Source organism: Trinickia sp. (assembly GCF_051953955.1).
Classification (GTDB): domain Bacteria; phylum Pseudomonadota; class Gammaproteobacteria; order Burkholderiales; family Burkholderiaceae; genus Trinickia.
Genome location: NZ_JBQCIF010000046.1, coordinates 22,957 through 45,733, shown reverse-complemented (window position 1 = coordinate 45,733; position 22,777 = coordinate 22,957). Strand labels below are relative to the sequence as shown.

The window sequence follows — 22,777 nt, the reverse complement described above, 5'->3', positions numbered from 1 at the left end:
CGTATCGTCACCGTCTGCCCCGCGAACGCGCGGTCCACCTGCGCCGTGCCCCCCGGCACCGGTGCGATGATCTCGGCCACCGTCGCTTCGCGCTGCCCCGGCAGCACCACGATCGCGTCGCCCACGCGCACTTCGCCCGCTTCCACCCGGCCCATGTAGCCGCGGAAGTCGTCCGCGCTTGCACCGTCCTGGCGCGCGACCCACTGCACCGGGAAGCGCAGCGCCTCGCCCGTCGATTGCGCCACCGGCAACTGCTCGAGCACGTCCAAGAGCGGCTCGCCCGCATACCACGGCATGCGCTCGCTCGCCTGCACGATGTTGTCGCCCTTGAGCGCCGACACCGGCACGAACCTGACGTTCGATAAACCCAACTGCCGCGCCAGCTCCACATACGCGTCGCGGATCTCGTTGAAGCGCGTCTCGCTGTACTCGATCAAGTCCATCTTGTTGATCGCCACGATGACGTGCTGCAAGCCCAGCAGCTTCACGATCGCGCTGTGGCGCTTCGTCTGCGGCAGCAGCACCGTGCGCCCGCCCTCGTCCTTCGTCACGCGCGTCGCATCCACGAGGATGATCGCCGCATGCGCCGTCGATGCGCCCGTCACCATGTTGCGCGTGTACTGCTCGTGCCCTGGCGTGTCGGCGATGATGAACTTGCGTCGCGCCGTCGCAAAGTAGCGGTACGCCACGTCGATCGTGATGCCCTGCTCGCGCTCGGCCTCCAAGCCGTCCGTGAGCAGCGACAAGTCGATCTCCTCGCCCACCGTGCGCTTGTTCTTCGCACGCGAGAGCGCCGAAAGCTGATCGGACAGCACCGCGCGGCTGTCGTACAGCAGCCGGCCGATCAGCGTGCTTTTGCCGTCGTCGACGCTGCCCGCCGTGATGAAACGCAGCACGCCCAGGTCTGCCGGTTGATGAGCAGTACTCATGTTCTCGATCCCGTCTTCAATGATTCGGAGTGCTTGGCTTTAGAAGTAGCCTTGCTTCTTGCGCTGCTCCATCGCAGCCTCGGACGCCTGATCGTCCATGCGCGTCGCGCCGCGCTCGGTGATGTCGGTCACCGCCGTCTCGGCGATGATCTTCTCGACGTCGTCCGCATCGCTGTCCACCGGGCAGGTGCAGCTGATGTCGCCCACCGTGCGAAAGCGCACGAGCGCCTTCTCGCTCGTCTCACCCTCGCGCATCGGCGTGAGCGGCGTCACCGGCACGAGCAGCCCATTGCGCCGCACGATCTCGCGCTCGTGCGCGTAGTAGATCGAGGGCAGCTCCAGGCCTTCGCGCGCGATGTACTGCCATATGTCCAGCTCGGTCCAGTTCGAGATCGGGAACACGCGCAGATGCTCGCCCTTGTGCAGCCGTGCGTTGAACAGGCTCCACAGCTCGGGGCGCTGCGCCTTCGGGTCCCATTGGCCGAATTCGTCGCGAAACGAGAAGATGCGCTCCTTGGCGCGCGCCTTCTCTTCGTCGCGGCGCGCCCCGCCGATCATCGCCGTGTAGCCGTGCGCCTCGATCGTCTCGAGCAGCGTCACCGCTTGCGCGGCGTTGCGCGAATCGGTCTCGCGGCGCAGCCGCACCGTGCCGCGCTTGATCGAATCCTCGACGTGCCCCACGACGAGCTGCGCACCGATCTGCTCGGCGCGGCGATCGCGAAAATCGATCACCTCGGGGTAGTTGTGGCCCGTGTCGATATGCACGAGCGGGAACGGCAGCGAGGTCTTGCGCTTGGCGCCCAGCCCAAACGCCTTCAACGCCAGATGCAGCACGACCACCGAATCCTTGCCGCCCGAAAACAGCAGCGCCGGCTTGCTGCACTCGGCCACGAGCTCGCGCAGAATGTGGATCGATTCCGCCTCGAGCCAGTCGAGGTGGTCCATGCGCGAAGCGGCGACGGGGGCGGCGTCCGCTCCGGCGGATTCGAGGACAGTACACATGATTGATCTCTTCGGTTCGGTTGAGGGAATGAAGCCAACGGGCTGATGGGGTGAATGACGCTAGGGCTAATCTGGCGAATCGGGCTAGTCGGTTAATCGGGCCAACGACGCCAATCCGGCGAACGGGCTTCGGAACGAAGCCTCTCACGCAAGCCTTCTCTCCGCTGGCCGCGGCTAGCCGAGACTTCGATAGGCGATATAAGCGGCGATGACGAGCAGCATCCCCGCGAAGATGCGTCGCAACGCGGGGCCCTTGATCGCAATGGCTTTGGCCGCGCGCATCCCGACATGGCCGCCGACGACGCCGCCCGCCACGAGTGCGAGCGCGAGCGGCAAGCTCACCTTGCCGGCCATTGCGTAATTGGCGGCTGTCGTCCCGCCGAACACGACCACCGATAGCAGCGACGTCGCCACGGCCTCGAGCATCGGCACGCGGGCAATGAAATGCAGCGCCGGCACGGACAAAAATCCGCCGCTGATGCCGAAGAAGCCGGCTACGCCTCCGACGGCGACGCCGGCCCCCGCGGTGGCGAGGCCTCTGCCCGCTACGGGCTGCGCCTGCACGAGCACGCCGCCGTGTACCGCCTGCGTTCCGGCGAACATGAGCGCGCCGACGATCGCGACGATCCCCGCGAGCACCAGCATCACTGCGCCGCCGTCCACGTGCAGGGACCAGCGCGATCCGGCGAATGCACCGCCCACGCCCGCAGCGGCGAAGACCATGCTCGTCCGCCAGCGAACGAGGCCTGCACGGGCATAGGAGATGAGGTTCACGAGCGCCGTCACGGCAATGGCGGCCGCCGTGGTTCCGATGGCGACATGAGGGTCGCCGACTTTGACGACATAGAGCAGCAGCGGCACCGACAGCATGCCGGCGCCGCCGCCGACGAGCCCAAGCGCGAAACCGATCGATAGGCCCGATAAAGACGCGAGCGCGAGCTGCGTCTGCAATGTCACCACGATGGACATGGTTCTGGTTCTCTCAGGTTGCATGGCCGTCCGTCATCGGCACTGCGCATGCGTCGTGCGCGCCGACCGATGCGGCAGGTCTCGTTGCTCTTGGTTCGGCGTGATGCGATGCCCGTGGCGCAGCGACGCGGCATGAGCATCGATACCCGCCTCGATCGTCAATCCGTCACTTCGAACGCTGCCGTCAATTCGTCGAGCTTCACCACCTCGAGCGCGCCGTCGTTTCCGGCCGCACGGGCATGCGCGCACTGCTCCATCCGCGTGCGCACCGCAGCCAAATATTCGGCGCGGTGGCGCCGAAGCGCGAAGTCGCGGAAGTTCGTGCGTTCGAGCCCTTGCCAAGCGTGCGCTCGTGCTTGCTCGGAAGTGCGCCGCGCCATGTCGAATGCCGGCTGCGAGATCGACGCCGTGGCATCCGTCATGCGCTCGTAGCCGTAGCGCCGCATGTAGTCGCTCGTCAGCGTTTCGATCAACGCGATCTCGTCCATCGACAGCACGTTCTTGTACTTGTCGGCATTGGCCGCGATCGGCGCGAAACAGTTCGACGACCAGAGCGCCGACATGCGCGAGAACTGCCGCGCCTCGTCCGAACGAGAAACATCGAGCATGCTCGGCACGAACGCGATCCCGAAGAACGCACAAACCTGTTTCAGCACGGCTTCTTCGTCGGCGAGGAAATCTTCGTAGCGAATCGTGAGCGTGCGGTCCGGATATTCGGCGAGAACGGCATCGGCTGCCCGATGCGCTTCGAGCCACGTATGGGCGTTCAGCAGCGTATCGAAGTCGTGAATGATCGCCTTGTTCATCGAGGCCACCTGCGCGCGCGGATCGCGCACGACATTCAGAAACAGCATGTCGGGAAACAGGCGCATCAGCTCGTCGGCGTAGTGCACGCTGTCGAGCGACTTGTCCATCACCACGCGCGCCCCGCGCTGCTCGCCGGCGAGCAGCAGCAATTCGCCGACGACGCGGTGCACGCTGCGCGGCTCATGGCGGATGGCTTCGAACACTTCGACGGGGTCGAACACGATCCCGGGCCACTTCACCATGCTGGCCGCCTGCAAGCCGACGACGTCGCTCACCAGCCGAAAATAGGCGCGGTCGTCTTCCAAGTTTCCATACAGCGGCACGATCGGCATGAAATCGACGATATGCAGCGGATACGGCGAATAGAAATCGGAGTTGAAGTTCAAGCGCAAGCGCAGCGCGTGACTGCCGCAGCGGCGCAAAGGAATCATCAACACCGGGCGAGGCCGCTTGCCTGCCGGTGCGCTATTTTGCTTCGTAGTCATTGATTGGAACCCTCGGATTTTGTTGTATGCGGCTTGGTTTCTACTTCGACTCGACGATGCCGGAAAGGCCGTCGCGGCGCGCCGTCATCATCGTGAAATAGGTGGAAAACGCTTCGACGAACGTATCGACTTCGGCAGCCGGCAGCGCGTTGACGCCCGCGGCGCCGCGTCGGCCTCCGCCGCCGGCGAAGCGCTCGCAAAGCACGTTCGCCGGACATGCATCGGGCCGAGCCGAGCGCACGCTGACGCAATGCGATCCATTGGCCCGCATGCTTAGGACTGCAAACGATTTGTCGCGCGACTCGGTGGCCAGGCGATTCGCGAGCGTGCCCGAGATGCGCCGCGCCCATGGCTCGTCGGGCAGCACATACACTGCGCCCGCACCGCATGTGCGGTACGGCTCGAGCGCCTCGGCGCAGGTCAGATCTTCGCGGTACCCGCGCTCGAGCAGCTCATAACAGGGCGATGCGGCGATGAACTCCAGCGGATCGGCGAACTCGTGCAGCGTGCGGTAAAGCGATTCGGGAGAAAGGTGCAAATCGTCGACCGTCTCGCCGTATGCGTTGTAATTCAACAATTGCCCGAGCGTCCGCAGCCACGCAATCTCGCGGTCGGACAAGCCCAGCGCCGCGGCCAGCCTGCGGGCGGTCGCATCGAGGTTGTCGCCGAACGCCCCCACGACTGCCCAAGAGCGATAGCGCCCGCCGAGCGTGCGATCGACGATGACGCTCGTGCAGACATCGGGCGAATCGTCCCATTCGAGCTGTAGCCGCGGATGCAGAAACATCCGACGCGCACTGTGATGGTCGAAATAGGCGACGTTGGCGCCAGCGTCGAGCAGCCGCACGAGCGGATCGACGTTCGCATCGAGGGAAACGTCGAGCACCGTCACGTCGATGCCGGCCTCGCAGGGCACGCGCTGCAACAGCGCGACATCGCGTTTGACGCCCGTGACACAATGGGCCTCGCGCGGCCTTGCCAGCCGCAGTTGATGCAGTGCGCACAGCCCGTCCGCGTCGCCGTTGAATACGTCGTAGGCGACCTGCGTGCCGCATGGAGCCGCTTCAGCTGACAAGGCCATCTCCTTCATCCGAATCGTGACGCGTCAGGTAGGCATGGAGCACCGCCGCAGCCCCTCCCCGCTTCAGGTCCGACGTGTCGATGGTCAGCGCCGGCGCGAGCGGCGGCTCGTAGGGCGCGCTGACGCCCGTGAAGTCCGTCAACTCACCGCGCCGCGCCTTTCGATAGAGCCCCTTCGGGTCGCGCGCCTCGCAGATCTGCAGCGACGTGCTGACGTACACCTCGGTGAAGCATGCTTCGCCGATGATCGTGCGCGCCAAGGCGCGATCCTCTCGGAGCGGCGAGACGAGCGACGTGACGACCACGAGTCCGACCTCGTTCATCATGCGCGCGACTTCGGCGGTGCGGCGAATGTTTTCGCGTCGATCGGGCTCCGAAAAGCCCAGATCGCGGCTCAGGCCGCAGCGAAGATTGTCGCCGTCGAGCACGACGCATGGACGCCCTTCTTGCCTGAGCCGTTGCTCGAGCTCGAAAGCGATCGTCGACTTGCCCGCACCGCTTAGGCCCGTCAGCCAAAACGTCACCGGAGGCCGGCCGAACTGCAGTGCCCGCATGCGTTCGGACAACTCGCCCGCGTGGCGGAAGACGTTGGCCCCCGCCGACGGGTTCGGCACGCACCCTGCCTCGTCGCCGTCCCCCCTCAACCGATGAAGACCGTGCTGCGCCCCGCAAACTTGCCCCTGATCACTCATGGGAAACACCTCGTCGTGTCCGTTGTTTGCATGACCCGCCGAACCGATCGCAGGCGATTCAAGCCGGCTCATAGGCGAGCATGGCGGCAGCGGCCGGTCTCGCGAGGCGGCGTGCGGCCGGACGCTCGTGGACCACCGCGCTGCTCGGCGCACCCTCGCGCAGCTTGAAGACGCTGACGGCCTCGACCAACGCGCCGGCCTGCTCGCGCATCGATTCAGCGGCGGCCGCCGCTTCCTCGACGAGCGCGGCGTTTTGCTGCGTCACCTGATCCATCTGCGTCAGCGCTTGGTTGATCTGTTCGATGCCCGTCGCTTGCTCTTCGCTTGCGTTCATGATCTCGCCCATGATCAATGTCACCCGCTTGACGCCGTCGAGCACTTCCTTCATCGTCGCGCCCGCTTCGTCGACGAGGCGATTGCCGACTTCGACTTGCTCGACCGAGCCGCTGATCAGCGCCTTGATTTCCTTGGCAGCCGTGGCCGAGCGCTGCGCGAGGCTGCGCACCTCGGACGCCACGACCGCGAAGCCGCGCCCCTGTTCCCCGGCTCGTGCCGCTTCGACCGCGGCATTCAATGCGAGGATGTTCGTCTGGAACGCGATGCCGTCGATCACGGCGATGATTTCGACGATCTTCTGCGACGCTTGATTGATCGCCCCCATCGTCTGCACGACCTCGGAGACGACGTTGCCTGCCCGCGCCGACACCTGCGATGCCGACGTCGCGAGCTCGTTCGCCTGCCGTGCATGCTCGGAGTTGCGCTTGACCGTCGCCGTGAGCTCTTCCATCGAGGCGGCGGTCTGTTCGAGCGAAGCCGCCTGCTCTTCGGTGCGCGACGAGAGATCGAGGTTGCCGCTCGCGATCTGGCCGGCCGCCGAGGCAATCGCACCCGTGCTGACGTGCACCTGGCTGACGATGCCGACGAGGCTCGTGCGCATCGTCCTCATCGCATGCATGAGGCTCGTGTTGTCGCCCGGCTTGACGTAGACGTCGGTGGTCAAGTCGCCGGCGGCCACGCGATCCGCGGCGTCGGCTGCATCGACGGGCTCGCCGCCGAGTTGCCGGATGATGCCGCGCGTGATCAGCCAAGCCGACACGACGCTGACGATGAATGCGGCGATGGCGAGCCCGATGATGCCGAGGCGGCTCGACGCATACGACGTCTTCGCATCGGCGGTCAACTCCTCGCTTTGCTTGTGCTCGAGATCGCGGAGCTGGCGCACGTCTTTCCACCACTTGGCTTGGATCGGCCGCAGCTCGAAGCGCAGCAGGTGATAGGCTTCGTCGCGCTGGCCCGCGAGCGCGAGCGTTTTCGCCTTCTGCATGAGCGGCAACGCCAAGTCGCCTTGCTGCCCGATCTGCTGCAGCAGCGTGACTTCTTCCGACGTCGTGCCCGGCAACGCGAACATCTTGGCCAGCTTGTCGCGGCTTTCGCCATAGGCGGCCGTCTCGGCGTCGAAGCGATCGGTCTCGATCTGAACTTGGTCTTGTTGATCGGCCTGCAGCAGCACGAGGTTGCGCAGGGCAAGTGCACGATTGGAAATGCTTTGATCGAGCCGATTGGCCAAGGTGGCCTCGACGGCATTGACGTCCGTGATGGCGGACATCGACGATTCGAGCTCGGACATGCGCACGAGCGCGAACGCCGTGACCAGGACGAGCAGGAACGAGACGAGCGCGAAACCGATTCCAAGGCGGCTCGCCACCTTCATATGGGCAAAGTTCATGTCTTCACAACCTCTAATAAAAGGACGTCTCTCAACGTCCGCCGGCACTAACCCCGTGAGCACCAGTGACAAGCCCCGTGAACGGCATATCCGTAGAAGGCCTTAAGTGTTTTTCGGGATGAAAACGTTTTTAATCACGAAATGATTGGAAGTTGAGGGGGGCCAAATACTTTTAAGTATGACGAATGATAGGGCCGAACCGCGCAAGGTAAAACCGTGCCGCGAAGCGAGTGTTGATCTGTGTCAAGCGTACGGCAAGCCAGCCATCGGCGGCCAAGCCAAGGCGTGCAGCGCGTGCTTGGGCCACCGATAACAGTAAGGATCGAGCGCTATGGGGAGCAGTCGGCAAGCGCGGCGCCGAGAGCGGTTCGCCGGTTGCCGAGCGCGAAACAAGATAGGGAACGAACGGCCGGAAGCAGCCTAATGACGATGCAACAGACTGCGCAAAGGATGCCGCCAATCGCGGCGGCGCGGTGGCGGGCTGCGCGTCTGACGCACATGGTCCTGCCAAAGCTCGTCGGAGAAAAGAAAAGCCACGATCAGTAGCGGCAGCACGAGAAACGCGCCCAAAATCACTCGTTCAATCACGATGAGTCTCCCGTGACGATGCAGGCCAGCTCAGGCCAGCCGCGAACCTGAGGGTCATTCTAGACCCATGTTGCGCGGCCCGTGCGACGTGGCCCGCGCTTACGTGCGGGCACGCGCATTCGTCAGGCTACCAACGAAGCGGCGCACGAACGAAGGACGACGGCATGGCACGGCGCCTGGCACCCTTTTTGTCCTGTAGCTAAACCGTTATTCCGCGTATTCGCCGTTTGCTTTAGAACGTCTTTATGTGCGGCGCCGCAAAATGCTTTTTAGATTTATTAATCAGCTTAATTCGTTCGACCCACGAAACCCCGCGCCGCGCGCAGCGCCTTACGCCGTGCTGCTTTCGACCCTTACGGCTGGCCTGCGTGCCCACCGCCCATGGCCCGCGCGGGGGTCGTTTCGCATGCGGCAACGCGCCGCGGAGCCCTGCGACAATCCGTCGCTTTTGCAAACGCACACAAGATGTTCTTGAGCTTTTTCACCGATGATCTACGCTGAAACACGCGGGTTTTGGATTGCCTTTAAATACATAGCTAACCTACGTAAAAACCCGCATGGAGGCAGATATGAAAAAGCAAGCCGGCATGCTTTTGATGCTCGTGGGGCTGACCGCCGCGGCGACGGTCGCGCAAGCGCAGGACAATGTCCTCAAGCCTCAACAAACATTCCAATTCAAGGCGAATGCGTACGGCTGCCTATCGAAGGATAAGCTCGACTCGGCTTACCAGCACGCGCAAGCGGGCGAACAGCAAAAGATGCAGGAATACTTTTCGGGCTTCCAATGCTTGTCGGCGCCCGAGCATGCCGACTTCCGCGTCGTGCGCGTCGTCGGCCGCGACGTCGAATTCGTGAACGCGAGCAACGGCGACACCGAGGGCCTCTGGACTCACGCTGAATTCATCAAGCAGTAAGCGATGGCCCGTCGCCGAGACGGGCTCGCGAAACGAAGGGCAATCAGCGCGGCGCACGTACGTCCGCCACGCGTCATGATTCGTTGACTCGTCGATTCATCGGACGGCGGCTCGGTATATCCGAGCCGTTTCGCATTGGTGCGGCCGTTTTTCGTTATCATCACGCGCCGACGGCGGCCGCAAGCAAGCAAGCTTGCACCGCACCGATACGCGACCGATTCGCGCAACGACGAGCCTATCTCTCAGCCGCATGGCCCTCAAATCGACGATCTACAAAGCCGAGCTGCAAATCGCAGATATGGATCGGCATTACTACGGCGATCACTCGCTGACCATCGCGCGCCATCCGTCCGAGACCGATGAGCGAATGATGGTGCGGCTGGCCGCGTTTGCGCTCTTCGCCGAAGAACGGCTCGAGCTCGCCAAGGGACTATCCGACACGGACGAGCCCGACCTTTGGGAAAAAGACCTGACCGGCGCGATTCGAACATGGATCGAGGTCGGGCAGCCCGACGAGCGGCGGCTCGCGAAGGCGAGCGGACGCGCCGAGCGCGTGATCGTCATCGCTTACGGCGGCCGCGCATCGCAGATTTGGTGGGACGGATTGCGCGGGAAGGTCGACCGGCTGCGCAACCTAGAGGTTCGCACGCTCGCGGAAGGGACCGGCGACGCACTCGCGCGCTTGGCCGAACGCACGATGCGCGTGCAACTGACCGTGCAGGACGGCTCGGCGTGGCTGACGAGCGCGAATGCGGATCCCGTCGAACTGCAATGGACGGTGCTGAAGGCGCCTGCCGCCGCGTAAATCAGAGCGCCGTCACGCGCGCCGAATCCGGCGGGCCTTTCAATTCGACCATGTTCCCTTCGGGGTCGAATAGATAAAGCGACTGCCCGTAGCCGTCGGCGCCGTAGCGTCGTCCTTCGTCTCCGAGCCGCGCGCCGTGCGCGGTCAAATGCTCGATGAGCCGCTCGGCGTCGTAATGCTCCACACGCAGACAGACGTGATCCATATTGCGGCCGTTGCCCGGCGTGCCGCTATCGGCACGATCGATCGACGAGCCGACGGCCAGCAGATCGATCATCGAGCGTCCCGCACGCAATTGCGTCAGGCCGAGCTCGGCCTGCACCTTCTCGACCGTGCACCCGAGCGCCTCGCAGTAAAAACGCGTCATCGCGGCAGGATCGGCGGCACGGATGACGACGTGGTCGATTTCACGAATGGTCGGCTTCATCGAGGCTTTCCTCCTTTCGAGCGGCTGGCTCGCATCCATGCGGCGGCAGCGCGGAGATGGAAGCAGTGTAGGGCAGTCGGCCGCGTACGTCCTTCCTGGACAGCTATCGCGACATTCGACCGGTGCGCGGAGCACGGACGAAAAAAAGCCCGCCTAGGAGGCGGGCTGAATCCATATCAGGAGGAGACATGGAGGAGACAGTTCCAACTATACACACGTCGATGGTGCAATGCAATATCTTTTTTATGACCGAAAATAACGGATGTGACTAAGGATTTCGCGCGCACGCGAAAGCACGGTGGCGCTCGCCCAGCCGGAGCAGGTCTGGCCGGTCCACCGAGGGCCCCGTCACCGCAATATAGGGGCATATCATGCAGGACCGGCACCTCGATTTCCCCTGGGCGAATTGAAGCGCAACATTCGGCGCGCGGAGCATAGCGAGGACGCATACAGTGGTCATCGTTCACCGAGCCACTGTCGAGGAAGATCATGAACACCGTCTATGACACCGATACCGAGCGCTGGGATGCCGTCGTCGGCCGGGACGCGCGGGCCGACGGCGCGTTCTTCTACGCCGTGGCGACGACGGGGGTGTTTTGCCGGCCCTCGTGCGCGTCGCGCCTGCCGCGGCGTGAAAACGTGTCGTTCTACGCCACGACCGACGAGGCGCGCGCCGCCGGGTATCGCCCCTGCAAGCGCTGCCGGCCCGAGGGCCTGCCGCGCGACATGGCCATCGTCGAGCGCGCTTGCGCGGCACTCGACGCGGATCCCCAAGCACGCCTGACGCTCGCGCAGCTCAGCGAAGCCGTGCACGTGAGCCCGTTCCATCTGCAGCGCTTGTTCAAGCGCGTCGTCGGCGTCTCGCCGCGCGAATACCAGGCGGCCCGACGCGGCGCCGCGCTGCGGGCGGCGCTGCAGCGCGGCGAAGGCGTGACGCGCGCGGCCGTCGATGCGGGCTTCAATTCGCCGTCGCGGCTGTACGGCAGCGCGGCCGCGGAACTCGGCATGGCGCCGTCCGCGTACCGGAAGAAGGGCGAAGGGTTGCGCGTTTACTACGCCAACGCGGCCACGGCGCTCGGTCAAGTGCTCGTCGCGGCAACGGGGAAAGGCATTTGCCGGATCGCATTCGGCGACGACGGCGCGGCGCTCGTGCAAACGCTGCGGGACGCGTTCGTCAACGCTCAGGTCATCGAAGACCGCGCACGCATGGCGCCGTTCATCGAGCAAATCGATGCCTACCTGCACGGCCGGCGCGAAACGTTCGACCTGCCGATCGACGTCAGCACGACGGCGTTCCGCCAACGCGTATGGGATGCGCTGCGAAACATTCCCTACGGCGAGACGCGTAGCTATACGCAGATTGCCGAATTGCTCGGCGCTCCTCGCGCGGTGCGGGCCGTCGCAAGCGCCTGTGCGTCGAATCCGGTTGCACTCGCGATTCCATGCCACCGCGTGCTGCAAAAAGGCGGGGCGCTGGCCGGATATCGCTGGGGGCTCGCACGCAAAGCGGCGTTGCTCGAAGCGGAAGCTCGACGCGCCGGCATCGCGGCGGAGCCGGGCGGGGTGCCGGCAGATACGCACCGTGATCTGGACGACGCAGCTTGAGCACCGCACTCGCTGTCAGCTTCGAGCTGCCGTTCAAGGCGCCCTATGACTGGGCGCGCGTGCTGCGGTTCTTCGCGGGACGGGCGACGCCCGGCGTCGAAGCGGTCGAGCACGCCACCTACCGGCGCGCGATCGAGTGGGCTGGCACCAGCGGCACGCTGAGCGTCGCGCGCCACCCGCGCAAGCATCGGCTCGTCGTCACGGTGGAAGGCGAGGCCAGCCATCATGCGCAAGCGCTCGCGCCGCACGTCGCGACGATGTTCGACGTCGATGCCGATCCGGCCGCCATCGGTGCGCACCTTGGGCGCGACCCATGGCTCGCGCCGCTCGTCGGCGCCGCGCCGGGCCTGCGCCTGCCCGGCGCATGGTCGGCGTTCGAACTCGTCGTGCGCGCGATCGTCGGTCAGCAAGTCAGCGTCAAAGCGGCCACGACGCTGATCGGGCGGCTCGTCGCACGCGCCGGCGAGCCTATCGAAGATCACCCGCATCCGGGCACCGCCTGGCGCTTCCCCACGCCGGCCGCACTCGCCGACGCCGACCTCGCGCAGATCGGCATGCCCGGAAAGCGCGTCGCGGCGTTGCAAGGGCTTGCGCGCGCCGTCGCATCGGGCGACGTGCCGATCGACGACATTCATGCCGCCCACCTCCCGGCCGCGGCGCTGGCCGACGCGCGCGCGGCATTGCTCGCGCTGCCCGGCATCGGTCCTTGGACCGTCGAATACATCGCCATGCGCGCGTGGCGCGACGTCGACGCGTTTCCGGCCACCGACCTCGTTTTGATGCAGGCGATCGCGGCGCGCGACCCGTCGCTCGAGCGAGCCCCGGCCCAGCGCGCGCGAACCGAGCCGTGGCGCCCGTTCCGCGCGTATGCGGCAATGCATTTGTGGAACGAAATCGCCGATCGTGCGGGCGGGCAACGCGGCGGATGACCCGTTTTCCCGATGCGTGATGCACTCCGCACGATCGTGCGGAACGAGCGTTTGCGCGGCGGGGCGAAGACGCACAGACGCAGACGCACAGCCGCACGCTCGCTGCAGTTGCGCACGCGCTGCGCACACGATTCGCCGCGGCCTCGACGCGTGCCGAGCCAAGCCCACATTGGCCTCAAGCGAGGTTCTCGGCACGGTGTTAAAGTGCCCGCTACTCAAAAATAATTGCAGCGAGGCGCCGTGTGCAGTGCGGCGTGGCGCGCGCATGGCTTCGATGTCAGATACCCAAAATCCATCCCGGTCGGAAGCGTTCGCGCAGCGTTTGTCGGTGTTGACGTCACCCGCGGCGCAGGGCGTGCTCGCTCACGGCCTGCGCGGCATCGAGAAGGAGAGCCTGCGCATCGAAAACGACGGCGCACTCGCGATGACGCCGCATCCGCGCATACTCGGCTCCGCGCTCACGCACCCGTCGCTGACGACCGATTATTCCGAGGCGCTGCTCGAGCTCATCACACCGGCCGAGCCGACGCCGGAGCAGGTCATCGAGCGGCTCGACGAGTTGCACCGTCTCGTCTATTCGCAACTCGGCGACGAGATGCTCTGGACCGAATCGATGCCGGGCCGGCTGCCGCCCGATGACGACATTCCCATCGCCGAATACGGCACGTCGAACATCGGCCGCCTCAAGCACGTCTATCGGCATGGGCTCGCGCTGCGCTATGGCCGCACGATGCAGTGCATCGCCGGCATTCACTACAACTTCTCGCTGAGCGAGGAGGTCTGGCGCCTGCTGCATGCGCAGCGTCCCACGAACGCCACGGCCGTCGATTTTCAATCGGCGTGCTACCTCGCGCTCATCCGCAATTTCCGTCGCACGAATTGGCTGCTGATGTACCTCTTCGGCGCGTCGCCCGCGCTCGACGAAGCATTCTTGCGAGGACGCCCGCACGCGCTCGAACGATTCGACGACAGCACGCTCTACCGCCCCTACGCGACGAGCCTGCGCATGAGCGACCTCGGCTATTCGAATACGACGGCGCAAGCGGCGCTGCAGCCGAACTACGACACGCTGCCCGGTTATCTCGATGCGCTCGCGCGCGCGGTCAGCGAGCCGTATCCGCCTTACGAGGCGATCGGCACGCATCGCAACGGCCACTGGGTGCAGATCAACACCAACGTTCTGCAGATCGAAAACGAGTTCTATTCGACGATCCGGCCCAAGCGCGTGACCTATTCGGGCGAGCGGCCGTTGCATGCGCTCGCCTCGCGCGGGGTGCAGTACGTCGAAGTGCGCTGCCTCGATATCGATCCGTTCGAGCCCAACGGCATCAGCGTGGAGACGGCGCGTTTCCTCGATGCCTATCTGCTCGTCTGCGCACTCGCCGATAGCCCGGCGCTGCCGCCGCAGGCCTATGCAGAAGCGAATGCCAATTTCGGCCGCATCACGCTCGAAGGGCGCAAGCCCGGCTTGATGCTCACGCGCGACGGCGAGCCTATTGCCATGCGCGACTGGGCCGACGAACTCATGAAGCCGATCGAGGCGGCGGCGCAGGCGCTCGATGCGGTCCGGGGCGGCGATGCGCATCGGCAAGCCGTCGCCGCTCAGCGCGCCAAATTGGCGAACCCCGACGCGACGCCCGCGGCGCGCGTGCTGCAAACGATGCGTGAGCGCGGCCAGAGCTTCCTCGCATTCGGCTTGGCGCAAAGCGAAGCCCATGCGGCGCATTTCCGCGCACATCCGCCCGCGGCCGATGCACTCGAAGCGGCACGAGCGCTCGCCGAGCACTCGCTGCGCGAGCAGGCGGAACTCGAGCGCCGCGACGCGCGGGTCTCGTTCGACGATTTCGTCAACGATTATCGCGGCTATACGCTCGATCGCTTCAGCGTCTAGCGGTGGCGGGGCTCGGCGGCTCGCCGTCGTCGGCCACACCCACAACCCGTGCGAACGTCCGCGCGCGGGGCGCGTCGAACCTCTGTGAAAAACGAAGGAGGGCGCTCGCATGAAAACGATCGGATCGGTGCTTGCTTGCGCGCTCGTCGCGGGGTGTGCCGCGACGAATCAGGTCAGCCCGGACACGATGCAGACCGCGACGAAGCCGCTCGTATGCCGCGCCGACCAATGTACGCTCTGGTGGCAGCGCGCACGTCAATGGGTCACCTCGCACACCCGATATCCGCTGCAGGTCGACACCAGCCAAGCGATCGAGACAGCCGGCCCCGCGGGCGGCAGCGGCGCACCCGCTTTTCAGGTCACGCTGGCACGCAACCCCGACGGCACGTCGACGATCGGCTTCGCCGCCCATTGCGATCGTCCGCTCGCCGGCTGCCGCCCCGATCCTTGGCAAGCGGCCTCCGATTTCAAGCAGTTCGTCAGAACCGGGGCCGAACACGCGCAGCCGTAGCCGCAGATGGGGCGACGCACGCCTTCATCGTAAACCTGACTCTGGTTTGAAACCCCGCCCTTCAGGGCGGTGAGCCGGGACCCCGGCCCGAAGGCCGATTGTGGACAGTTGCTTGCAGACATGCCGTACCGGGCGGGCGCGCCGCCCAGCACGGCCCGGCGCTCAGTGCCCCATCGCCGCACCGGCGCCTCGCTTCGGTTTCGTGATCCAGACGAGCGCGGCCAGCAGCACGAACGCCGCGCATGAGATGCGGAAGAAATCGTTCGTCGCCATCATGTAGCCCTGCTGGGTAACGAGCGCGTTCAACTGCGCACTGATCGTGTCACCGGCCATGCCGAGCGAGCCGAGCGCGTTCTGATAAGCCGTCGTGCTCTGCGAGTAGGCGCTGACCGATTCCGAGAGCACTGCGTGGTGGTAGATCGCGTCGTTCTCCCAATAGGTCGTGCTGATGGCCGTGCCGATCGCCCCCGCCAGCGTGCGCAAGAAGTTCGATAGGCCCGACGCGCTGGCGAGCCGTTCGTCCGGGATGCTCGACAGCGTGATCGTCGTCATCGGCACGAAGAAGCAGGCCACGCCGATGCCTTGCACGATACGGGGCAAGATGACGTGCCCGAACGGCACATCGAGCGTGAAGGTGCCGTTCCATACCGAGACGACAGCGAACACCGTAAACGCGAAGCTCGCGACCATGCGCAAGTCGAGCCGGTGCATGTTGCGGCCGATGAGCGGCGACAGCACGAGCGCGAGCAGGCCGACAGGCGCCGTCGCGAGCCCGGCGAGGCCGGCCGTGTAGCCCATCACCGTCTGCAGCCATAGCGGGAAGATGACGACCGACCCGAAGAACGTCATATAGCCGAGAAAAATGATCAGCGCTCCGAGCGCAAAGTTGCGGTCCTTGAACAGCGTCAGATCGATGACGGGCGTTTTCTCGGTGATCTCCCAAGCCAGCAGGAACGCGAGCGCAACGACCGCGATCAACGCGAGCGTGACGATGAAGGGCGAGCTGAACCAATCGCGATCCTTGCCGAGGTCCAGCATCATTTGCAGACACGACACCCCGACGACGAGCAAGCCGAGGCCGACGGCGTCGATCCGCTGCTTGGTCGTCGCCGTGTCGCGTCCGCGCAGCAGGAAATACGACGATGCGGCCGCGATGAGCCCGATCGGCAGATTGATGTAGAAGATCCAGGGCCACGAGTAGTTGTCGGTGATCCAGCCGCCCATCACGGGCCCGAAGATCGGTGCGACGATCACCGTCATCGCCCATAGCCCGAGCGCCAAGCCGCGTTTGGCCGGCGGATAGCTGCGCATCAGGATCGTCTGCGAGAGCGGCACCATCGGCCCCGAGACGAGGCCCTGCAGCAACCGGAAGGCGATCAGCGAGGGGAAGTTCACGGCCAAGCCGCACAGCGCCGAAGCCATCGTGAAGGCCAGCACCGAGATCGTGAACAAGCGCACTTCGCCGACCCGCCGCGCGAGCCAGCCCGTTAAGGGCACCGCGATCGCCGCCGCCACCGAGTACGAGGAAATCACCCAAGTGCCGTCGCTCGTCGCGACGCCGAGGCTGCCCGAAATCGTCGGCACGGCGACGTTCGCGATCGAGGTGTCGAGCACTTCCATGAACGTGCCGAAAGCGAGACCGACCGTCAGCAGCGCCAGTGTGCCGCCGGTCAGCTGCGCCGGGGCCGGGGGCGCAGCCGCGGAAGTCGCATTTGCCATGCGTATTCTCCTTGTTCTTTGATTGCGCGAACCCGCGCGCCGCAGCGCCTCGGAGGTTCGGTTCCACTGCGCGCCACTATCTCGATATTTGATTGCTATGTCAATATTTTTCTATGCAATGATGGTTCAGGCCTATAAATGGCCTTGTACCGCCGGCGCCGGCTCCGGGCGGTAACTTGCCGTAACCATCATGGCGGGGAGGCTGCGCTACCATCAGGCGACTTTCATCGAAACCTTCGCCGGCATGTCGCTTCGTTCCGATCCTTCGTTCGCCGCAGTCCGCGGCAAGACCCGCCTCACCGCCGCATTCGCCTTCGCGCTGACGGCCATGGCGTTGGCCGGTTGCGCCGTCGGCCCCGATTACCACCGCCCGAGCGCCCCGAGCGCCGCATCGTACAAGGAGACGCCGGCGGGATGGAAGGTGGCCCAACCGGCCGATCAGACCGATCGCGGCAACTGGTGGTCGGTCTATGACGACGCCCGGCTTTCGGCGTTGATGGACCAGCTCGACAAATCGAACCAAACGATCGCGCAGTACGCGGCAGCTTACCGGCAAGCGCGCGCGCTCGTGGCCGAGGCGCGCGCGGCCTATTTCCCGACCCTTTCGCTATCAGCCAGCGCGTCTCGGTCGGGGCAGCGGTTTTCGTCGCGGGGCAACTCGCTAGGTTCGGCCGGGGTAGGGACCAGTTCCGGCATCGGCAATGCGTTCAGCGTCGCATTGGATGCGTCGTGGGAGCCCGATCTATGGGGCAAAGTGAGCCGGACGGTCGCCGCCCAAAAAGCGGGGCAGGAGGGCGCGGCCGCCGATTTCGCGAACGCGCGGCTCTCGGCGCAGGCCACGCTTGCGCAAACTTACTTTCAGCTGCGCGCGCTCGATGCAATGCAAAAGCTGCTCGACGACACCGTCAGCGCCTACGCTCAAGCGCTCAAGCTCACGCAGAATCAATACGCGCAAGGCGTCGTCGCGCGTTCCGACGTGATTCAGGCGCAAACGCAGTTGCAGTCGGCACAGGCGGCCGCGATCGATAACGGCGTCGCGCGGGCGCAAGACGAACATGCGATCGCCGTACTCGTCGGCCAAACCGCGTCCACGTTCTCGATCCCGTCGATCCCGCTCGATGCCGAACCGCCGTCGGTGCCCGTCGGCGTGCCGTCCGAGCTGCTGGAGCGACGGCCCGACATCGCGGCGGCCGAACGCCGCACCGCTGCAGCCAACGAGCAGATCGGCATCGCGATCGCCGCCTACTTTCCGTCGCTGACGCTGTCGGCGCAAGGCGGCTATCAAAACTCGGTGCTATCCAACCTCTTCACGCTGCCGTCCCGGTTCTGGAGCGTCGGTCCGACGCTCGCCGCAACGCTGTTCGACGCCGGCCTGCGCCACGCGCAAACCGAGGCCGCACGCGCCGCCTACGATCAGCAAGCGGCCGTTTATCGGCAGACGGTGCTCGGTGCTTTTCAGGAGGTCGAAGACGATCTCGCGTCGCAGCGCATCCTCGCGCAGGAGGTCGTGGTTCAGCGCCAGGCCGTCGACTCGGCCAAGCAGGCGCTCGCGATCGTGACGAACGAATACAAGGCCGGCACCGTCGCCTACGTCAACGTGTTGACGGCGCAGACGACGGCGTTCTCCGCCGAGCAAAAGCTCGCGAACCTGGCCGGGCAGCGAATGGTTTCGTCGGTCGGCCTCGTGAAAGCGCTCGGCGGCGGATGGAACGCCGCACAGATCGATCGCGAGGACGGCGCCGCTTACCGGGAATAGTCGAGGGCGACCGTGCCTTCCTGCTCGGTTGGGCGTCCGAGCAAGTTGAGCAGGCCGGCCAGGTTTTCGCTGGCCGCCTCGGTCGCGCTTGCTTGGCCATGAAACGAACTCGAGTTCGCGGTGATCGTGCCGTGCCCGCTCAGCAACAGCGACGAGCCCTGCAGCGTCGACAAGTCGATCGTCGACGAATCGCCTTGCGATTGCAGCGCCACGCGATAAGAACCGAGCGGCTTGACGGGCGAGACGCGGGAGCTCATGTCGGTCAGCGTCACGACGAGTTGGCCGTACGCGCGCGAGCCGAGCAGCCGCCAAGGCGTCCAGGCCAACCGCACCGCGCCCTGCAAGTCGAGCGTGTTGAACGGCGCGCCCAAGCCGCTCAGCAAAGCCGCCGGCACGGCGATTTCCCCCGACGAAACGGTGGCCGTGCGCGGTGCGGCGTCGACCTCGATCGGGTCGGGCATGGCCGGCGTCTGCCGCATGCGCATGCTCAAGCGGCCCGTGAGCAGCGGCCAGAAAGCCGTGTCCCATTGCACGCGCCCGGGCAGCAAGGTGCCCGCGCCCGAGTCCCTGCCGGCCGCCAGCACGAGCGTGGCCGAGCCGTGCCACAGGGAGCCCGACGGTTGGACCAAGTTGACGTGGCCCTGCGTCGCCTTCGCGAACTGCGGCGTGATCCAGGCGGCCGGCATCATCGCGACGAGCGTCACGCCGCACGACACGAGCGCGATCGCGAGCCACGGCAGCACGGCGAACGCGCGCCGCCACAACGGCTTCATGTGCAACCTCGCACGCCATGCCGTCGCGGCGCGCCGCTCGCGCATGCGATTGCGAGCATGTCCGTCATTGCGCGGATCTCGCAGGCGCCGTGGCGGGTTGCAGCGCAACCGTGAGGTCGACTTGGCCGTCGTCCTTCAACGCCGTGGCATGCAGCTCGACGATGCGTACCTTGAACTGCTTGCGCGCATCGTTGAGCCACAGCGTCCATGCAGGAAACGAGGCGTTCTTCGCCTCGATCTGCACGGCCTCGCCGGTCAGTCGCACCTGTGTCGTCGCAAGGCTCGCTTGAGCCAGGGACGAAGACAGCGCATCGCGCAACGCCCCGCCCGTCGGCGTGACGCCTTGCGCGGCGGGCGCAAGCACGCGCGCCTCGTCGGCCTGCGCCGTCATCTGCGCAATCTGCCGCTGCATGGCCGGCAGCGTGTCATGCAGATGCGCACGGCCTTGCTGCGCCGGCGCCCATAGGACCGAGTAGGCGATGACGATCGCGACCGCCGCGCCGCCCCACGTCAGCAACAGCTTTTCCCGCGCCGTGCGCGGCTCCCAGAAGCCGGCCCACACTTCGCCCAATGTGCCTAGGTTCATTGACCGCCCCCGTTGTTTCGAATGATCCACTTGCCGGTGTTCGTATCGATGTCGCCGGCGAGCCCGTTCTGCGCGAGCCGCTGTCCGAACGCGGGGTCGGGCTTCACGTCAGGCTTGAACGTCACGTCGAGCCGGTGGTCGTGGTAATCGAGCGCCGCGATGCCGTTGACGGGCACGCCGCCGAGCGAGCGGTCGAGCCGCGCCGCGAGCGACAGAAAATCGTCGGGGGACATCTCGCCCGCCGCCACGCGCAAATGCTCGAGCTGGGTCGTCATCTGCGATGCCGGATCGAGCACCACCGTCGTCTTCGGAAATGCGTTCAACAGCAACTCCGTCATTTGCGCATTGAGCGCATCGCGCTCGCGCGCGAGCATCATCCATTGCACGTTCGCACCGATCACCGCCACGAGCAGCGCCGCGCAGGCGAGCCCGATCGGCAAGCGCAGGCGGCGCAGCGTCGCGCGATCGAGCCGCCAGGGCCGCGATTCGAATTCGAATTGGCATAGGTCCAAGCGGCTCTCGAGCGCATTGCGCGCGAGCGTTTCGAACGGCAGCGGCGCGACGCCCACGTGCACGCCGTGCGCCGGCACCGCCTCGCCGGCCAGCGTCGGTTCCCCGCCGGGCAGCTCCGTCAGTTCGTACGCCGTCACGGGCGCGTCGCCGGCCAGCGCCGCAAGCGTCGTGCCGAGCGCGGAAAGCGGCACGGCCAGGCCTTCGCCATGCTCGCCGCGCGCAAGGGCGAGTTCGACGCGCGGCTCCGTGGTATCGACGAAAGTGGGTTCGGGCGTGGCCGTCAGCGCCACATCCGCAAGAATCGCCGGTGCCGTCTGCGCCACCGTGCCGAGCACGGCCGCGACGAACGGCACGCGCTGCACGACATCCGCCTCGGCATTCGGCTCGCTTGCCGCTGCGCCGGTCTCGGCGAGCGCCGGCTCTTGCGCCGCCACGGGCGCCACGACGGGCGCGGGCAAGCAGCGCGTCACGGGGACCGCTCGCAGGCTGCGATGCCCCGCCGCATTGAAGGCCTCGACGATGAAGCGGAACCAGCCGCGATCGACGACTGCGATCATCCGCTTGCCGTCCGCGAGCGGCTGCGGATCGAGCGCGATATGGCAGGTTTGCGCGTCTTGGATCAGGTAGTCTTCGACGACGTTCGGCAAGGCCTGCTTGAGCCGCGGCCCCTTCACGGGGGGCAGCGTCGCCGCGAGCATCAGCAGGTCGCGCGCCGCGACGATCAGCACCGTCGTCGACGCGCGCGGCAGGAATGCGAGCGCCGCGCGGCCCGCGCGTTCCCTTCGCCCACCCTTGTCGAGAAGCATGAACGGCATCTCCGGGAGCTGCCATTCTTGCGACGGCACCGCGGGGTCTCGCGGCGGCAGTAAGACGATCAACGTGCTCAAGGCCCGCCCTCTCTTGGTTTTCAATCCGGTTCAAAGCTGATCGCGCACGCGCACGACTCGTGTCGTATGCGTAAGCGGATCGCGGTAAATGAGCGTCGTGCGGTCGACTTCGGCCCGCTCGTACTGCACGTGCCCATGCACTAAAAAATAGCTCGTGGTCACGTCCATGGGAATCTGGCTGATATCGGCGTTCGGCGCCAGCGCCCTCGTGCCCTCCAAAGCGAGTTGCACGTCGCCGGTGTTCCGAAAAAACGCACCTTGGCGCCGCGCGACCACCGCCTGCGCGCTGGACAGCGACATGCCCGGCACCAGCGCGGCGATCACTTCGGCCGGCGCCGTATTCATATTCACGGGGGTCTGGGTCGGCAGCACGGTCACGAACGGACGCAGCCGCGCGACGGCTTCAGGCGTGAAACCCGGCACGTTCAGCAGCGAATCGGCGCTCGTGAACTGCAGCGGCGCATCGCCGAGATCGTCGGTCTCGCCGCCTTGCATGCCAGGGCTTGCGGGTACGCCATTGCCGCCTTCCGCGCCGCCGGCCTCCGGCTGGGGCTGGGCCTGCGGGGCCTGGGCGGCCGAGCCGAGCCGGTTGCTGAGCGGGCTCTGAAACCGCGTGGCCGAGTCCATCAACGACGCGCGCATGCGCAGCGCCACGGTTTTCGCGAGCCCGCCGTCGAGCCCCACGAGCGTGAGCAGCCGCGCAAATACCGCCATCTCGGTAACGTCCACCTGCAGCCTGCCCGGCGCCGGCACCGAGACGAGATTGCGCAGATTGAACTTCGCTTGTGCGTCCTCGATCGAGCCCGAGAGGTACGTTTGCGCGCTCTCGGCCGCATCGCTGTCGGCCGCCTTGCCAAGAAAATCCGAGAGCCGCGTCTTGGCGATCGGCACGGCCCAGATGCCGCCCAAATAGGTGACGGTGGGTGCGGTATCCGCTTCCGAACGCAGAATCAAGCGCGTCCAATCGATCGCGCCACGCGACACCCAAAGCGCCTGCGACATCAGACGCTGATTCTGAATGCGGCGGATCTGCACTTGCTGCCGCCAGAGCACGCCCGCGACGAGAATCGCCGACAGCGTCACGACGAGCAGCGCGCTGATGATGGCCGCGCCGCGCTGGCGCCGCGGCGCGAGACGCCGCCCGAAAACGGCTTGCCTGAGCGAGGGGATCGTCGTACGCATC

20 protein-coding genes are annotated in these 22,777 nt (G+C 65.9%); 7 read left to right on the top strand and 13 right to left on the bottom strand.

The genetic code is table 11. The annotated features are described in order from the left end of the window. From ACTHNZ_RS09085 to ACTHNZ_RS09055, 7 genes are all read right to left on the bottom strand, one after another. Positions 1-929 (bottom strand): sulfate adenylyltransferase subunit 1 (locus tag ACTHNZ_RS09085; protein ID WP_440542174.1); only part of this gene is annotated, 929 nt, incomplete at its 3' end. A gap of 39 nt (positions 930-968) precedes the next feature. Beyond that, the gene (cysD, locus tag ACTHNZ_RS09080) at positions 969-1,931 is read right to left on the bottom strand and encodes a sulfate adenylyltransferase subunit CysD (protein WP_440542173.1); all 963 of its coding nucleotides are present in this window, start codon (positions 1,929-1,931) and stop codon (positions 969-971) included. 174 nt (positions 1,932-2,105) lie between these two features. Next, positions 2,106-2,900, bottom strand: coding sequence for a sulfite exporter TauE/SafE family protein (locus ACTHNZ_RS09075; protein ID WP_440542172.1), 795 nt, complete (start codon positions 2,898-2,900; stop codon positions 2,106-2,108). A 158-nt stretch (positions 2,901-3,058) separates the two neighbouring features. Beyond that, positions 3,059-4,192 carry a sulfotransferase family protein gene (locus ACTHNZ_RS09070; protein WP_440542171.1) on the bottom strand — a complete coding sequence of 378 codons (1,134 nt, stop codon included), beginning with the start codon at positions 4,190-4,192 and terminating at the stop codon, positions 3,059-3,061. A 40-nt stretch (positions 4,193-4,232) separates the two neighbouring features. Further along, complete coding sequence (locus tag ACTHNZ_RS09065) at positions 4,233-5,267, bottom strand: hypothetical protein (RefSeq protein ID WP_440542170.1); 1,035 nt, start codon at positions 5,265-5,267, stop codon at positions 4,233-4,235. Next, positions 5,257-5,964, bottom strand: a complete 708-nt coding sequence (cysC, locus tag ACTHNZ_RS09060; protein WP_440542169.1) for an adenylyl-sulfate kinase — start codon at positions 5,962-5,964, stop codon at positions 5,257-5,259. Before cysC ends, ACTHNZ_RS09065 begins: the two co-directional genes overlap by 11 nt. Positions 5,965-6,022: 58 nt before the next feature. Next, a complete protein-coding gene (locus ACTHNZ_RS09055) occupies positions 6,023-7,690 on the bottom strand; it encodes a methyl-accepting chemotaxis protein (RefSeq protein ID WP_440542168.1) in 1,668 nt (555 codons plus the stop codon). Positions 7,691-8,847: 1,157 nt separating this feature from the next. Between ACTHNZ_RS09055 and sap1 the strand changes: the two genes are divergently transcribed. Beyond that, positions 8,848-9,192, top strand: a complete 345-nt coding sequence (sap1, locus tag ACTHNZ_RS09050) for a surface attachment protein Sap1 (protein WP_440542167.1) — start codon at positions 8,848-8,850, stop codon at positions 9,190-9,192. Between the two features lie 250 nt (positions 9,193-9,442). Further along, a complete protein-coding gene (locus ACTHNZ_RS09045) occupies positions 9,443-9,997 on the top strand; it encodes a YaeQ family protein (RefSeq protein ID WP_440542166.1) in 555 nt (184 codons plus the stop codon). A gap of 1 nt (position 9,998) precedes the next feature. Here ACTHNZ_RS09045 and ACTHNZ_RS09040 read toward each other — a convergent pair whose 3' ends face one another. After that, positions 9,999-10,424, bottom strand: coding sequence for a VOC family protein (locus ACTHNZ_RS09040; RefSeq protein WP_440542165.1), 426 nt, complete (start codon positions 10,422-10,424; stop codon positions 9,999-10,001). 489 nt (positions 10,425-10,913) lie between these two features. Between ACTHNZ_RS09040 and ada the strand changes: the two genes are divergently transcribed. From ada to ACTHNZ_RS09020, 4 genes are all read left to right on the top strand, one after another. Beyond that, entirely contained in the window at positions 10,914-12,029 is a 1,116-nt protein-coding gene (gene ada / locus ACTHNZ_RS09035; protein WP_440542164.1) for a bifunctional DNA-binding transcriptional regulator/O6-methylguanine-DNA methyltransferase Ada, read from the top strand. Then, positions 12,026-12,958, top strand: coding sequence for a DNA-3-methyladenine glycosylase family protein (locus ACTHNZ_RS09030; RefSeq protein WP_440542163.1), 933 nt, complete (start codon positions 12,026-12,028; stop codon positions 12,956-12,958). The genes ada and ACTHNZ_RS09030 overlap by 4 nt, the downstream gene beginning before the upstream one ends. Before the next feature lie 274 nt (positions 12,959-13,232). Continuing rightward, the gene (gene gshA, locus ACTHNZ_RS09025; protein ID WP_440542162.1) at positions 13,233-14,849 is read left to right on the top strand and encodes a glutamate--cysteine ligase; all 1,617 of its coding nucleotides are present in this window, start codon (positions 13,233-13,235) and stop codon (positions 14,847-14,849) included. Between the two features lie 109 nt (positions 14,850-14,958). Next, a complete protein-coding gene (locus ACTHNZ_RS09020; RefSeq protein ID WP_440542161.1) occupies positions 14,959-15,360 on the top strand; it encodes a hypothetical protein in 402 nt (133 codons plus the stop codon). Between the two features lie 162 nt (positions 15,361-15,522). Here the strand turns inward: ACTHNZ_RS09020 and ACTHNZ_RS09015 are convergent, their stop codons facing one another. Then, positions 15,523-17,079: a DHA2 family efflux MFS transporter permease subunit gene (locus tag ACTHNZ_RS09015; protein ID WP_440542160.1), complete on the bottom strand. Its 1,557-nt coding sequence runs from the start codon at positions 17,077-17,079 to the stop codon at positions 15,523-15,525. A 244-nt stretch (positions 17,080-17,323) separates the two neighbouring features. Between ACTHNZ_RS09015 and ACTHNZ_RS09010 the strand changes: the two genes are divergently transcribed. Next, a complete protein-coding gene (locus ACTHNZ_RS09010; protein ID WP_440542159.1) occupies positions 17,324-18,835 on the top strand; it encodes an efflux transporter outer membrane subunit in 1,512 nt (503 codons plus the stop codon). On the opposite strand, the gene ACTHNZ_RS09005 is transcribed toward ACTHNZ_RS09010, so the two are convergent. From ACTHNZ_RS09005 to gspK, 4 genes are all read right to left on the bottom strand, one after another. Continuing rightward, positions 18,823-19,608: a type II secretion system protein N gene (locus tag ACTHNZ_RS09005; protein WP_440542158.1), complete on the bottom strand. Its 786-nt coding sequence runs from the start codon at positions 19,606-19,608 to the stop codon at positions 18,823-18,825. The genes ACTHNZ_RS09010 and ACTHNZ_RS09005 overlap by 13 nt on opposite strands. Positions 19,609-19,672: 64 nt before the next feature. After that, on the bottom strand, positions 19,673-20,194 hold the full coding sequence (gene gspM, locus ACTHNZ_RS09000) for a type II secretion system protein GspM (protein WP_440542157.1): 522 nt from the start codon (positions 20,192-20,194) through the stop codon (positions 19,673-19,675). Further along, positions 20,191-21,594 carry a type II secretion system protein GspL gene (gspL, locus tag ACTHNZ_RS08995; RefSeq protein WP_440542156.1) on the bottom strand — a complete coding sequence of 468 codons (1,404 nt, stop codon included), beginning with the start codon at positions 21,592-21,594 and terminating at the stop codon, positions 20,191-20,193. The genes gspM and gspL overlap by 4 nt, the downstream gene beginning before the upstream one ends. A gap of 30 nt (positions 21,595-21,624) precedes the next feature. Continuing rightward, entirely contained in the window at positions 21,625-22,776 is a 1,152-nt protein-coding gene (gene gspK, locus ACTHNZ_RS08990) for a type II secretion system minor pseudopilin GspK (RefSeq protein WP_440542155.1), read from the bottom strand. Between the last annotated feature and the right edge of the window lies 1 nt (position 22,777).